Raw genomic sequence first — 13,179 nt, forward strand, 5'->3', positions numbered from 1 at the left:
GGGGCGCCGCGTCACGCGGTCGAGCGGCGGCGCCCGCCGCGGCCGGCCGAGCCGGCCGTCGGCCATGCCGGTCAGCTCAGGTCGACCGGCACGAAGATCTGCGCATTATCGCGCTGGATCAGAAGAGCAAGACTGTTGCCCGCGCCCTTGACCGCGTCGCGCAACTGCTCGGGGCTCGTGACCGGGCGGCCGTTGACCGCGAGGATCACGTCGCCGGGCTGGATACCCGCATTGGCGGCCGGACCGCCGGCCTGCTGCACGATCAGCCCGTGCGACAGGTTGTCGGCACTGCGCTCCTGCGGCGACAGCGGACGCACCGCGACACCCAGGCGGCCCTGCTCGACCGGCCCGCCGTCGTTCGACGCGAGCTTCGCATCGGCCATCGCGCCGAGCGTCACGCTGATCGACTTCTTCGACTTGTCGCGCCAGATCTGCAGGTCGGCCTTCGAACCGGGCTTCAGGTTCGCGATCTGCGCGGGCAGCGACGTCGAATCGGCGACCGGCGAACCGTTGACCGACAGGATCACGTCGCCCGGCTGCAGGCCGGCCTTCGCGGCCGGGCCGTTCGGGTCGACCGAGCTGACCAGCGCGCCGTCCGGCTTCGGCAGCCCGAACGAACTGGCGAGCGTCTGGTTCAGCCCCTGCACGGCGACGCCGAGGCGGCCGCGGCTCACGTGGCCGGTCTTCACGAGCTCGTCCTTGACCTTGATCGCCTCGTTGATCGGGATCGCGAACGACAGGCCCTGGAAGCCGCCCGTCTGCGAGTAAATCATCGAGTTGATGCCGATCACCTCGCCCTGCAGGTTGAACAGCGGGCCGCCCGAGTTGCCGGGGTTCACCGGCACGTCGGTCTGGATGAACGGCGTGTAGTTCTCGTCCGGCAGCGCGCGCGACTTCGCGCTGATGATGCCCGACGTGACCGTGTTGTCGAAGCCGTACGGCGAGCCGATCGCGACGACCCACTGGCCGACCTTGCTCTGCGCCGGATCGCCGATCTTCACGGTCGGCAGGCCGCTCGCGTCGATCTTCAGCACCGCGACGTCGGACTGCTTGTCGGCGCCGACGACCTTCGCCTTGTATTCGCGCTTGTCGGTCAGCTTGACCGTGACGACGTTCGCGCCGTCGATCACGTGCGCATTGGTGAGGATGTACCCGTCGGAGCTGATGATGAACCCGGAACCGAGGCTCGCGCTCGGCTGGTCGTCGGGCTGCGCGTCGCCACCCATGCCCGGCACCTGGCCGTAGAAGTGCTTGAAGAACTGGTAGAACGGGTCGCTCGGGTCGATCGGCAGTTGCGGCTGCGGCACGCGCCGCGACACCTGCTTCACGACGTGCTTCGCGCTGATGTTCACGACCGCCGGCCCGTAGGTCTCGACGAGCCCGGAGAAATCGGGAATGCCGGTCTTGGCGGCCGCTTCGGCCGGCATCAGCGCGGCCTGCGCGGGCGTGATGATCTGCGGATCGGCGCGGCGCGTACCGGCGAAATAGCCGGCTGACAGGGCGGCCGCCACGGCGACCGCGACGGTGCCGCGCGCAAGGAATCGGGTATTCATCGTAGGACCTCCTCTTTGTTAGGACGCAGCGTAACGACCCTGACTTAAAGGAGGCTTAATCAGCCTTAAGCGGGGCTTAAGCGGCCGCCGGCGGCCGCCCGGCGGCACGCGTCACGCGGATTCGGAAGGCTGCGGCGCCTCGGCCGGCATCTCGGCGTCGCGGAACACGACGCTGACGAGCAGGCCGCCCGCGGCCGCGTCGCCGAGCGACACCGTCGCGCCCTGCTGGGCCGCCACGCGCTTGACGATCGCGAGCCCGAGCCCGCTGCCCGCCACGTCGGTGCGCGCCCGCGCGGAGCTGTCGCGGTAGAAGCGGTCGAACACGCGCTCGCGTTCGTCGGCCGGGATGCCGGGCCCGCTGTCGCCGATCTGGACGCACGCGCGGCCAGCCGCGTCGCGGGTCAGCGACACGTCGATGCGGCCGCCGTCCGGCGTGTACTTCACCGCGTTGTCGAGCAGGTTGCCGAACATCACGCGCAGCGCGCCAATGTCCGCGACGACGCTCGCCGCGCGCGTCTCCTCGAAGCCGAGATCGATGTCGCGCCGCTGCGCGAGCGGCGCATGCGCGGTCACGCATTCGGCAAGCAGCGCCTGCAGGTCGACCGGTTCGCGCATCGTCGCGCCGTCCGGCTCGGCACGCGCGAGCGCGAGCAGTTGCTCCGTGAGGCGCGTCGCGCGCGACACGCCGTCCTGGAGATCCGCGACCGCCTCGCGGCGCGATGCGTCGTCCTTCGCGCGGGCGACGAGCTGCGCCTGGATCTGCACGGCCGCGAGCGGCGTGCGCAACTCGTGCGCGGCGTCGGCGACGAACGCCTTCTGCGTGTCGAGCGCGGCCGACAGCCGCGCGAGCAGCCCGTTCAGCGCGCGCACGAGCGGCTGCACCTCGAGCGGCAGGCGCGCGTCGGGCAGCGGATCGAGCGCTTCCGGCCGGCGCGCCTCGACCGCGCGCGTCACGCGGCCGAGCGGCGCGAGGCCGCGCCCGACGATCACCCAGACGGCCGCGCCGAGGAACGGCAGCAGCACGATCAGCGGCCACAGCGTGCGCAGCGCGACGTTCGCCGCGAGCCGGTTGCGCACCGACAACGGCTGCGCGAGCTGCACGACGTTGTCGCCGACGATCGCACCGTACACGCGCCATTCGCCGCGATCGGTGCGCTCGGTCGAGAAGCCGAGTTCCGCGCGCGGCGCGATCGGCGCACGCGGATGCGAGAAGTACATCAGCACGCCGTTGCGGTTCCAGATCTGGATCACGATGCCTTCGTCGCCGTTGGTGCGCGAGCCGAACACCTGCGAGAACGGCTCCGACGGCAGCGCCGCGGCGATTTCCTGCAGCTGGTAGTCGAACAGCTCGTTCGCCTCCGCGAGCGCCTGCCGGTAGATGAGCCAGCCCGCGATGCCCACGCCCGCGACGACGATCGCGAGCAGCCAGATCAGCAATTGATGACGAATCGACCTCACGCGTCAGCTTTCCTTGACGACCATGTAGCCGAGCCCGCGCACGTTGCGGATCAGGTCCGAGCCGAGCTTCTTGCGCAGCGCGTGGATGTAGACCTCGACGGTGTTGCTGCCGATCTCCTCGCCCCAGCCGTACATCTTTTCCTCGAGCTGGCTCTTCGACAGCACCGCACCGGGCCGCGCGAGCAGCGCCTCGAGCAGCGCGAACTCGCGCGCGGACAGCGCGACGGGCGCGCCGTCGAGCGTCACCTGGTGCGAAGCGGGGTCGAGCGTCAGCGCGCCGTGGCGGATCAGCGACTCGCTGCGCCCGGCCTGGCGGCGGATCAGCGCGCGCATCCGCGCGCCGAGCTCGTCGAGGTCGAACGGCTTGACGAGGTAGTCGTCGGCGCCCGCGTCGAGCCCCTTCACGCGGTCGGCGATCGCGTCGCGCGCGGTGACGATCAGCACCGGCAGCGACAGCCCGCGCGCGCGCAGCGTGCGCAGCACGTCGACGCCGTCGCGCTTCGGCAGGCCGAGATCGAGCAGCAGCAGGTCGTACGTCTCGCCGCCGAGCGCCGTGAGCGCCGCGTCGCCGTCCTGCACCCAGTCGACCGCAAAGCCGTCCGAGCGCAGCGCCTTGCGCACGCCCTCCGCAATCATTCGATCATCTTCGACGAGCAGTATCCGCATCGGGACAGGTATCCATGGGGCGAGTCAAACACGCCGACCATTGTAGCGCCGCGAATCGCGTGCGCGGCACCGTGCAATGCAACAGTAAGGCGGATTGCAAGGGGCCCGCGCGGACTTGTCTCTACAATGTGCGCTTTGGCGCCGCCGCGCGCCCTGCCCGAGCCCCTGCTTTTCCCGTATTCGCCCATGCCGATTTCCGATCTTTCCGCCCGGTTCGCCCCCCGCGCCCGCCTGTGCCTGCGCGCGGCCGCCGTCGTCGCCACCTGCACGGCCCTCGCGTTCGCACCGCCCGCGCAGGCCCGCAAGAAATCCCACAAGGACGCGCGCAAGACCGCCGTCGTGTCGCCGGCCGCGCGCGCGGCCGGCCTGCCGGCGTCCGTGCTCGTCGCGCTGCAGCGCGCGAAGGTGCCGGCCTCGGCGATGAGCGTCGTCGTCGAGCGCGTCGGCGATCCCGAGCCGCTGATCGCGTGGAATGCGAGCCGGCCGATGCTGCCGGCCTCGACGATGAAGCTCGTGACGACCTTCTCGGGCCTGTCGATCCTCGGCCCCGACTACCGCTGGCGCACGACCGCGTACACGGACGGCACGGTCGATCCCGACGGCACGCTGCAAGGCAACCTGTACATCAAGGGCACCGGCGATCCGAAGCTCGTGCCCGAGGAGCTGATCGACCTCGTCGACAAGCTCCGCAAGGCCGGCGTCAAGCGCGTGGCCGGCGGCCTCGTGCTCGACAAGAGCTATTTCGCGGCGTCGACGCGCGACCTGCCGTCGTTCGACGACGATGCCAGCGCGCCGTACAACGTCGGCCCCGATCCGCTGCTGTACGCGTTCAAGGCCGTGTCGTTCACGGTCACGCCGGGCGACGACGGCAAGGTGGCCGTCGACGTGCTGCCGCCGCTCGCGAACCTGTCGATCGACAACCAGCTCGTCGAAGGCTCGGGCTCGTGCAGCGCGGCCGCCGCGGCCGCGCGCCCGACGCTGTCGGCCGGCGGCGGGATCATGACGGCGTCGTTCGCCGGCGACTACCCGCTGCGCTGCGGCGCGCACACGACCAACCTCGCGATCCTCGATCACACGACGTTCTTCGCGCGCGGCTTCCTCGCGCTGTGGCAGCAGGACGGCGGCACGATCGCCGGCCCCGTGAGCGAAGGCAAGGTGCCGACCACCGCGCGGCCGCTCGCGGTGCACCACAGCCCGGTGCTCGGCAGCATCGTCTACGACATCAACAAGTTCAGCAACAACGTGATGGCGCGCAACCTGTTCCTGACGATCGGCGCGGTCGGCGGCAAGCCGCCCGCGACGCCCGAACAGTCGAGCCGCGTGATCCAGGCATTCCTGCAGAAGAACGGCATCGCGATGCCCGACCTCGTGCTCGAGAACGGCTCGGGCCTGTCGCGCGAAGAGCACGTGAGCGCGCAGTCACTCGCCGCGCTGCTGCAGGCCGCGAACGCGAGCCCCGTCGCGCAGGCCTTCATCGATTCGCTGCCGATCGCCGGCATCGACGGCACGATGAAGAACCGCCTCACCAACGCTGGCGTGCTCGGCAACGCGCACATCAAGACCGGCACGCTGCGCGACGTGCGCGCGATCGCGGGCTACGTCGGCGGCGCCGACGGCCAGAGCTACATCGTCGTCAGCTTCATCAACAACGATCACGCGGAAGCCGCGCGCGCCGCGCACGACACGCTGCTCGAGTGGATCTACGCGGGCGCGCACTGACGCGTTGACGCACCGCACATCGCGCAACGGGCCGCCCTCGCGGGCGGCCCGTGCCGTTTTTCCGCCGCGCCCGCGCTCGCCTTTCGCATTGCCCGGTTTGAAACGCCGCCGCCGCCGGCGCGCGCCGCACCGCGCGCCGGCCGCGCCCGTAAAACAGGGCCGCACCGCCCGGCCCCGTGCCGCGCGGCTTCCGTAGAAACCCTGTCCTCAGAGGGAACCCTCTACGCTGCCCCCTCGCCTAGCGCGTGGCGATTGCGTAGGCTGTTGGCCTGACCGATATCTACAACGGGCCACACGCCCGGCCTCATGGCTTGCAGGGGAAAGAAGGAGACACGCCCATGCGATTCGACGTCGAATTGCTTCTGCTCGCGCTGGCGCCCGTCTTCCTGCTCTGCATCGCATGGGAGGCCTGGCACCTCGCCCGCACACGTGCGCAAGACCCTGTCTATGCGTGGCGCGACACGCTGTGCAACGCGGCGCTCGCGCTGATGCACCAGGGCGCCGACAAGATCGCGTGGCTGTTCGTGATTCCCGTCTATGCGTACTGCTACCGGCACTATCGTCTTTACACGTGGCACGACGGCTGGCTGTCGTTCGCGGTGCTGTTCGTCGCGCAGGACTTCCTCTACTACGTGTTTCATCGCGCGAGCCATCGCGTGCGCTGGCTGTGGGCCGCGCACGTCGTGCACCACTCGTCCGAGCGGATGAATTTCTCGACCGCGTTCCGCCAGAGCCTGATGTACCCCGTCGCGGGCATGTGGGTGTTCTGGCTGCCGCTCGCGTTCGCCGGCTTTCCGCCGCAACAGGTCGTCGGCATCGTGCTGATCAACCTCGCGTTCCAGTTCTTCGTGCACACGCAGGCGATCGGCAAGCTCGGCTGGCTCGAATACGTGCTGAATACGCCGTCGATCCATCGCGCGCACCATGCGCGCAACGCGCGCTACATCGACCGCAATTACGCAGGCGTCCTGGTGATCTGGGATCGCCTGTTCGGCAGCTATGTCGAGGAAACGCCCGACGACCCGCCGCAGTACGGAATCGTCGAGCGGCTCGGCTCGAACAACCCGCTCGTCGCGACGTTCCACGAATGGGTGTCGATGGCGTCCGACGCGTTGCGCGTCGACGGATGGGGCAACAAGCTGCGCGCGATTTTCGGCCCGCCCGAATGGGCGAGCGCTTATCATGCGCAGATTGCCGAGGCCGCGAACCAGGATCCACGCACCGTGCCGCTGGCGGCTGCGCGTGACCGATAAACCGTTTCAGCCAACGGCCGCCGCGCAGCCCGGAACCGAGCAGGCACGCGGCAGATGAGAAACACATCAGGCCATATCTACGAGGAGATCGAACGATGCAGACACAACAACACGCACCTTCCCGCACCCGTCAGCGCATGCTGCGCACCGCGCAGGTCGCGATCGCCGGCGCCGCGCTCGCGCTGCTCGCCGCGTGCGGCGGCGGTGACGACAACAACGGCAGCAGTTCGTCGAACACGCCGCCGTCGGGCGTGAAGATGCAGGTCGTGTCGTTCGGCGACAGCCTGTCCGACGCGGGCACCTACTCGCAGATCAAGCTCGGCTTCGGCGGCGGCCGCTTCACGACCAACCCGGGCCAGGTGTGGACGCAGAACGTCGCGCAGTACTACGGCGACACGCTGCAGCCCGCGAACCAGGGCGGCTTCGGCATCCCGCTGCAGGCCACCGGCGGCCTCGGCTACGCACAAGGCGGCTCGCGCGTGACGCTGCAGCCGGGCATCGGCCACGCGGACGCCAGCGTGCCGAACGCCGACTACGCGCAGGCAACGACGACGCCGATCGCCGACCAGGTCAAGCAGTACCTGTCGCAGCACGGCAGCTTCAACGCCGGCCAGATCGTGCTGATCAACGGCGGCGCGAACGACATCTTCTATCAGGCGCAGGTCGCGCAGGCGCAAGGCAACACGCCGGCCGCGCAGCTCGCGGCCGCGCAGGCGATCGGCCTGGCCGCGCAGCAGCTCGGCGGGATCGTCCAGCAGATCGTCGCGGCAGGCGCGACGCACGTGTTCGTCGCGAACGTGCCGGACATCGGCGGCACGCCGCTCGCGCTGCAAGGCGGCGCGCAGGCCGCGTTCACGCAACTGTCGGGCCTCTTCAACAAGACGCTCGTCGGCACGCTCGCCGCGCTGAAGGTCGATACGACGAAGTATGCGGTGGTCGATTCGTTCACGTGGCAGGACGGCATCGCGGCCAACTACCAGGCGAACGGCTTCAGCGTGTCGAACACCGACACCGCCTGCAACCTGAAGGCGATGGTCCAGGCCGCCACGCAGTACGGCGTCGCGAACGCAACCGCCTTCGGCTCGTCGCTGTTCTGCTCGCCGCAGACCTACACGGTCGCGAACGCGGACCAGACCTACATGTTCGCCGACACGGTCCACCCGACGACGCGCCTGCATGCGCTGTTCGCGCAGTACGTCGAGCAGCAGATCGCGAAGTCCGGCGTCGGCAAGTAAGCCGCCGGCCACGCGCCCAAACGAAAACGCCCGACCGGTTCGCCGGTCGGGCGTTTTTTTCATGCGTGAAGCGCGATGAACGTCAGTCGCGCGCCTCGAACGCGGCAGCCGCGCGGCCGAGGCGATCGTTGACCGCGATCCATTCGACGGTCTCGGGCAGCTTCTCGACGAGGATACGCGCGACTTGCGCACGGTCGAGCGCGCGCAGCATCCCGTACAGGTCGCGCGCATAGGCCCGCGGATCTTCCGGCGCCGCGACGAAATGCACGCCGTCGGCTTGCGCCCAGCGCCCCGCGCGCGACGCACGGGCGACGAGCGCGACCCGTTCGCCATCGGTTTGCGCGGCCGCGAGCAGCGGCTCGAGCGCGTCGAACGGCAGCAGCGCGAGCGGCGTGCGCGGTGCGTAATGCGCTTTCAGCGTGCCCGACGCGCGCGGCGCGGTCGCGTCGCTGCCGTCCGGCAGCTTCGGCGCGCGGCCGAGCACGTCGGCGATCTGTTGCGGCGTCACGTGGCCCGGGCGCAGCAGCGCCGGGAAGCCGCGCGACAGATCGAGAATCGTCGATTCGATGCCGACTTCGGATGCGCCGCCGTCGAGCACGTGCACGGTGTCGCCGAATTCGTCGCGCACGTGCTGCGCGGTCGTCGGGCTCACGTGGCCGAACCGGTTCGCGGACGGCGCCGCCACACCGCCGTGGCCGCCGCGCCGCGCGCTGAACGCGGCCAGCAGCGCCTGCGCGACCGGATGGGACGGGCAGCGCAGCCCGACCGAATCCTGTCCGCCGCTCACGGCATCCGGAATGCGGGCGTGGCGCTTCAGGATCAGCGTCAGCGGGCCCGGCCAGAATGCATCGATCAACGCGTGCGCGTCGGCCGGTACGTCGTCGGCCCAGTAGCCGGGGTCACCGCCCGGCGGCAGGTGCACGATCACCGGATGGTTCGCGGGCCGCCCTTTCGCCGCGTAGATGCGCGCGACGGCTTCGGGATTGGCCGCGTCGCCGCCGAGCCCGTAGACGGTCTCGGTCGGGAACGCGACGAGCTGCCCCGCGTCGAGCAGCGCGGCGGCCGCGTCGATCTGCGCGAGCGTCACGGAGGTCGGAAGATCGATGGACATCGGCCGGCGCCTCAGTCGAGCGGCACGCGCAGCAGCTGCGCGCACGCGGTGGCCGCGGCAACGGCCTCGTCGCGCGTCTCGGCCGTGAAGTTCACGTGGCCCATCTTGCGGCCGACGCGCGCTTCTTCCTTGCCGTACAGGTGCAGGTGCGCGGCCGGCATCGCGGCGACCGTGTCCCACGGCGGCGTGACGGCATCGGCCGCCGCACCGTGCGGAAACCACACGTCGCCGAGGATGTTCAGCATCGCGGCCGGCGAATGCTGGCGCGGATTGCCGAGCGGCATGCGCGTCATCGTGCGCACCTGCTGCTCGAACTGGCTCGTTGCGCACGCATCGACCGTGTAGTGGCCGGAGTTGTGCGGGCGCGGCGCCATTTCGTTCGCGACGAACGAGCCGTCTTCCAGCACGAAGAATTCGACGCACAGCACGCCGACGTAACCGAGCGTATCGGCGATCCGCACGGCGGCCTGCTGCGCCTCCGCGACGCGCGCGGCATCGGCGGCCGGCGCCGGCACGACCGTCAGCGCGAGGATGCCGTTGTGGTGCACGTTCTGGGCGAGCGGGAACGCGGCCGAGCGGCCGTCCGCGCCGCGCGCGATCAGCGCCGACACTTCGTATTTCAGCGGCAGGCGCTTCTCGAGCACGCACGGCACGCCGCCGAGCGCCGCATGGGCGTCGCGCGCTTCCCGCGCGGTGCTCACACGCACCTGGCCCTTGCCGTCGTAGCCGAGGCGCGCCGTCTTCAGGATGCCCGGCAGCACCGCGCCGAGCGCGGCATCGTCGAGCGCGGCGAGCGCCGCCGGCGATTCGATCACGACGTGCGGCGCGACCGGCACGCCCGACGCCTCGATGAAGCGCTTCTCCGCGATCCGGTCCTGCGCGACCGCGACGCAGCGGCCGGCCGGCGCGACGAACGTCGTGCGTGCGAGGAAATCGAGGCTCGCGGCCGGCACGTTCTCGAACTCCGTCGATACGGCGTCGCACAGGTCGGCCAGTTCCGCGAGCGCGGCTTCGTCGTCGTACGCCGCGCGCAGGTGGCGGTCGGCGACCGTGCCGGCGGGGCTCGTCGGATCGGGATCGAGCACGGCGACGCGATAGCCCATCGACTGGGCGGCAAAGCAGAACATGCGGCCGAGCTGGCCACCGCCGACCATGCCCAGCCACGCGCCGGGCAGGATCGGGGAAACGGAATCAGGAGTTGCGGTCATGTCAGTGGTCGGTCGCGGCGGGCGCTGCCCGCCGCAGTGGGAAAGTCAGGCAGCCGCGACGCGCGGCCGCCGGTGCGCCGTCATTCGAGCGGCGGCAGCACCATCGCGTGCGCGGCTTCGTTCTGGCGCACGCGGAACGCGGCGAGCCGGTTCGCGTAGTCGACCGAGTTGCCGGACAGGATCGACACCGCGAACAGCGCGGCATTCGCGGCGCCGGCCTCGCCGATCGCGAACGTCGCGACCGGCACGCCCTTCGGCATCTGCACGATCGAGTGCAGCGAATCGACGCCCTTCAGGTACTTGCTCGCGACCGGCACGCCGAGCACCGGCACCGTGGTCTTCGCGGCCAGCATGCCGGGCAGGTGCGCGGCACCGCCGGCGCCCGCGATGATCGCGCGCAGCCCGCGCTCGCGCGCCTTCTCCGCGTAATCGAACATCTCGTCGGGCATCCGGTGCGCGGACACGACCTTCGCTTCGTACGGTACGCCGAATTCCTGCAGGATCGCGACCGCGTGCTTCATCACGTCCCAGTCGGAACTCGAACCCATCAGCACGCCGACGAGCGGCGCGCCGTGCGTGTGGGCAGTCTGGACTTCACTCATGTCGTGCATTCCTTCCTTCTCTCAGACGAGCGACTGGCCCGTGATGCGCTCGAGCGCTTCCTGGTACTTCGCGGCCGTCTTCTCGACGACGTCGGCCGGCAGCGCCGGCGCCGGCGCCGTCTTGCCCCACGGCTGCGCCTCGAGCCAGTCGCGCACGAACTGCTTGTCGAACGACGGCGGGTTCGTGCCGACTTCGTACTGGTCGGCCGGCCAGAAGCGCGACGAATCGGCCGTCAGCACTTCGTCCATCAGGTACAGCTTGCCGTGGTTGTCGAGGCCGAATTCGAACTTCGTGTCGGCGATGATGATGCCGCGCGTCGCCGCGTAGTCGGCCGCTTCCTTGTACAGCTTGATCGAGATGTCGCGGATCGTCGCGGCCAGCTCGGTGCCGATACGGCGCTCGGTTTCCTCGAACGTGATGTTCTCGTCGTGCTCGCCCATCTCGGCCTTCGCGGCCGGCGTGAAGATCGGCTCGGGCAGCTTCTGCGCGTTCTGCAGGCCTGCCGGCAGCTGCACGCCGCACACGGCGCCCGATGCGTGGTATTCCTTCCAGCCGCTGCCGGCCAGGTAGCCGCGCACGACCGCTTCGATCATGATCGGCTCGAGGCGCTTGACGACCACGCCGCGGCCCTGCACCTGCTCGACCTCGTCGGCCGCGACGACCGCTTCCGGCGCGTCGCCCGTCAGGTGGTTCGGCACGATGTGCGCGAGCTTGTCGAACCAGAAGTTCGCCATCTGGTTCAGCACGCGGCCCTTGTTCGGAATCGGCTCGCCCATCACCACGTCGAACGCCGACAGGCGGTCGGTCGTGACGATCAGGAGCTTGTCGTTGCCGACCGCGTAGTTGTCGCGGACCTTGCCGCGACCGAGGAGCGGCAGCGAGCGGAGCGTGGATTCGTAAAGGGTAGACATCGTCTTTTCGCAGATAAGGAGCCAAACAAAAAGGGAAACGCCGTTCCCCGCGGCAGGCGGGAACGGCGGTCTTGCAATGCGTCGGCGAACCGGCGGGCGACGGCGCCCGGCGGTTGCCGGCCGGCCCTTGTTCGGCCGGACGGAGCGGCTACCGGGGCCGGATCGGATCCGGCAACCGGGCGGCCAGCCCTTGCCCGGCGGCAGTACCGGGCGGGGGCAATCGTACTACAGTCTCAGCGCACGACCTGCGCGAGCGCGCCGGACTTGTACTGCTCGGCGATCTTGTCGAGCGCCACCGGCTTGATCTTGCCGGCCTGGCCTTCGCAGCCGAACGCGAGGTAGCGGTCGACGCAGACCTGCTTCGCCGCTTCGCGCGCGGGCTTCAAGTAGTCGCGCGGATCGAACTTGCCCGGGTTCTCGAACAGGTAGCGGCGGATCGCGCCCGTGATCGCGAGACGCAGGTCGGTGTCGATGTTGATCTTGCGCACGCCGTGCTTGATGCCTTCCTGGATTTCCTCGACCGGCACGCCGTAGGTTTCCTTCATGTCGCCGCCGAATTCGCGGATCTCGGCGAGCAGCTCCTGCGGCACCGACGACGAACCGTGCATCACGAGGTGCGTGTTCGGGATGCGCGCGTGGATTTCCTTGATGCGCTGGATCGACAGGATGTCGCCCGTCGGCTTCTTCGAGAACTTGTACGCGCCGTGCGACGTGCCGATCGCGATCGCGAGCGCATCGCACTGCGTGAGCTTCACGAAGTCGGCGGCCTGCTCCGGATCGGTCAGCAGCTGCTCGCGGGTCATCGTGCCTTCCGCGCCGTGGCCGTCTTCCTTGTCGCCCTTCATCGTCTCGAGTGAGCCGAGCACGCCGAGTTCCGCTTCGACCGTCACGCCGATCGAGTGCGCCATCTCGACGACCTTGCGCGACACGTCGACGTTGTACTCGTACGACGCGACCGTCTTGCCGTCGGCCTCGAGCGAACCGTCCATCATCACGCTCGTGAAGCCGCTGCGGATCGCCGCCATGCAGACCGCCGGCGACTGGCCGTGATCCTGGTGCATCACGACCGGGATGTGCGGGTAGGACTCGACGGCTGCTTCGATCAGGTGGCGCAGGAACGGCTCGCCCGCGTACTTACGCGCGCCGGCCGATGCCTGCATGATCACGGGCGCGCCGACCTGGTCCGCCGCCGCCATGATCGCCTGGACCTGCTCCAGGTTGTTCACGTTGAAGGCCGGCAGGCCGTAACCGTGCTCCGCCGCGTGGTCCAGCAATTGACGCATTGATACGAGAGGCATTGTGGAACTCCTTGGAATGAAAACCGGTGCGCCCTGACGCCGGCGCGGCATCCGCCCCCGTTCGACCCGGGGCGAGGCGGCGCGGCTGAGCGTCGAATAGCCGCATTTTATCGCGAAGCGCCTCCGATTCCGACCGCCCGGTGGCGCTCACTCGCAATTTGTTA

The 13,179-nt window shown here is 69.7% G+C and carries 11 protein-coding genes; 3 read left to right on the forward strand and 8 right to left on the reverse strand.

The window, feature by feature from the left end; genetic code table 11:
- Nucleotides 1–71: 71 nt before the first annotated feature.
- The 3 genes from AC1VVG_RS13905 to AC1VVG_RS13915 form a co-directional block, all read right to left on the reverse strand.
- Complete coding sequence (locus tag AC1VVG_RS13905; RefSeq protein WP_034189092.1) at nt 72–1,553, reverse strand: DegQ family serine endoprotease; 1,482 nt, start codon at nt 1,551–1,553, stop codon at nt 72–74.
- A gap of 111 nt (nt 1,554–1,664) precedes the next feature.
- Nucleotides 1,665–3,011 (reverse strand): ATP-binding protein, encoded by a 1,347-nt coding sequence (locus AC1VVG_RS13910; protein ID WP_034189091.1) that lies wholly within the window; start codon nt 3,009–3,011, stop codon nt 1,665–1,667.
- Nucleotides 3,012–3,014: 3 nt separating this feature from the next.
- Entirely contained in the window at nt 3,015–3,677 is a 663-nt protein-coding gene (locus AC1VVG_RS13915; RefSeq protein ID WP_034189090.1) for a response regulator, read from the reverse strand.
- A 186-nt stretch (nt 3,678–3,863) separates the two neighbouring features.
- Here AC1VVG_RS13915 and dacB point away from each other — a divergent pair, with 186 nt between their 5' ends.
- From dacB to AC1VVG_RS13930, 3 genes are all read left to right on the forward strand, one after another.
- A complete protein-coding gene (gene dacB, locus AC1VVG_RS13920) occupies nt 3,864–5,396 on the forward strand; it encodes a D-alanyl-D-alanine carboxypeptidase/D-alanyl-D-alanine endopeptidase (RefSeq protein WP_034189089.1) in 1,533 nt (510 codons plus the stop codon).
- Nucleotides 5,397–5,734: 338 nt separating this feature from the next.
- Nucleotides 5,735–6,649: a sterol desaturase family protein gene (locus AC1VVG_RS13925; RefSeq protein ID WP_034189088.1), complete on the forward strand. Its 915-nt coding sequence runs from the start codon at nt 5,735–5,737 to the stop codon at nt 6,647–6,649.
- 95 nt (nt 6,650–6,744) lie between these two features.
- Nucleotides 6,745–7,884, forward strand: coding sequence for an SGNH/GDSL hydrolase family protein (locus AC1VVG_RS13930; RefSeq protein WP_482835767.1), 1,140 nt, complete (start codon nt 6,745–6,747; stop codon nt 7,882–7,884).
- A gap of 82 nt (nt 7,885–7,966) precedes the next feature.
- Here AC1VVG_RS13930 and AC1VVG_RS13935 read toward each other — a convergent pair whose 3' ends face one another.
- The 5 genes from AC1VVG_RS13935 to fba form a co-directional block, all read right to left on the reverse strand.
- The gene (locus tag AC1VVG_RS13935; RefSeq protein WP_069706288.1) at nt 7,967–8,995 is read right to left on the reverse strand and encodes an L-threonylcarbamoyladenylate synthase; all 1,029 of its coding nucleotides are present in this window, start codon (nt 8,993–8,995) and stop codon (nt 7,967–7,969) included.
- Nucleotides 8,996–9,006: 11 nt separating this feature from the next.
- Nucleotides 9,007–10,203 (reverse strand): 5-(carboxyamino)imidazole ribonucleotide synthase, encoded by a 1,197-nt coding sequence (locus tag AC1VVG_RS13940; RefSeq protein WP_034189085.1) that lies wholly within the window; start codon nt 10,201–10,203, stop codon nt 9,007–9,009.
- An 80-nt stretch (nt 10,204–10,283) separates the two neighbouring features.
- Nucleotides 10,284–10,805 carry a 5-(carboxyamino)imidazole ribonucleotide mutase gene (gene purE / locus AC1VVG_RS13945; protein ID WP_034189110.1) on the reverse strand — a complete coding sequence of 174 codons (522 nt, stop codon included), beginning with the start codon at nt 10,803–10,805 and terminating at the stop codon, nt 10,284–10,286.
- Nucleotides 10,806–10,826: 21 nt separating this feature from the next.
- Nucleotides 10,827–11,717, reverse strand: coding sequence for a phosphoribosylaminoimidazolesuccinocarboxamide synthase (locus tag AC1VVG_RS13950; RefSeq protein WP_482835768.1), 891 nt, complete (start codon nt 11,715–11,717; stop codon nt 10,827–10,829).
- A 233-nt stretch (nt 11,718–11,950) separates the two neighbouring features.
- Nucleotides 11,951–13,015 (reverse strand): class II fructose-bisphosphate aldolase, encoded by a 1,065-nt coding sequence (fba, locus tag AC1VVG_RS13955; RefSeq protein ID WP_034189083.1) that lies wholly within the window; start codon nt 13,013–13,015, stop codon nt 11,951–11,953.
- Nucleotides 13,016–13,179 lie beyond the last annotated feature (164 nt).

The sequence above is a fragment of the Burkholderia sp. L-4 genome (genome assembly GCF_056856535.1).

Excerpts from the sequence above, each read along its gene's own strand:
- AC1VVG_RS13930 (WP_482835767.1), top strand. The coding sequence starts at position 6,745 with ATGCAGACACAACAACACGCACCTTCCCGCACCCGTCAGCGCATGCTG.
- purE (WP_034189110.1), bottom strand. The coding sequence starts at position 10,805 with ATGAGTGAAGTCCAGACTGCCCACACGCACGGCGCGCCGCTCGTCGGC.
- AC1VVG_RS13925 (WP_034189088.1), top strand. The coding sequence starts at position 5,735 with ATGCGATTCGACGTCGAATTGCTTCTGCTCGCGCTGGCGCCCGTCTTC.
- AC1VVG_RS13935 (WP_069706288.1), bottom strand. The coding sequence starts at position 8,995 with ATGTCCATCGATCTTCCGACCTCCGTGACGCTCGCGCAGATCGACGCG.
- dacB (WP_034189089.1), top strand. The coding sequence starts at position 3,864 with ATGCCGATTTCCGATCTTTCCGCCCGGTTCGCCCCCCGCGCCCGCCTG.
- AC1VVG_RS13950 (WP_482835768.1), bottom strand. The coding sequence starts at position 11,717 with ATGTCTACCCTTTACGAATCCACGCTCCGCTCGCTGCCGCTCCTCGGT.
- fba (WP_034189083.1), bottom strand. The coding sequence starts at position 13,015 with ATGCCTCTCGTATCAATGCGTCAATTGCTGGACCACGCGGCGGAGCAC.
- AC1VVG_RS13905 (WP_034189092.1), bottom strand. The coding sequence starts at position 1,553 with ATGAATACCCGATTCCTTGCGCGCGGCACCGTCGCGGTCGCCGTGGCG.
- AC1VVG_RS13940 (WP_034189085.1), bottom strand. The coding sequence starts at position 10,203 with ATGACCGCAACTCCTGATTCCGTTTCCCCGATCCTGCCCGGCGCGTGG.
- AC1VVG_RS13915 (WP_034189090.1), bottom strand. The coding sequence starts at position 3,677 with ATGCGGATACTGCTCGTCGAAGATGATCGAATGATTGCGGAGGGCGTG.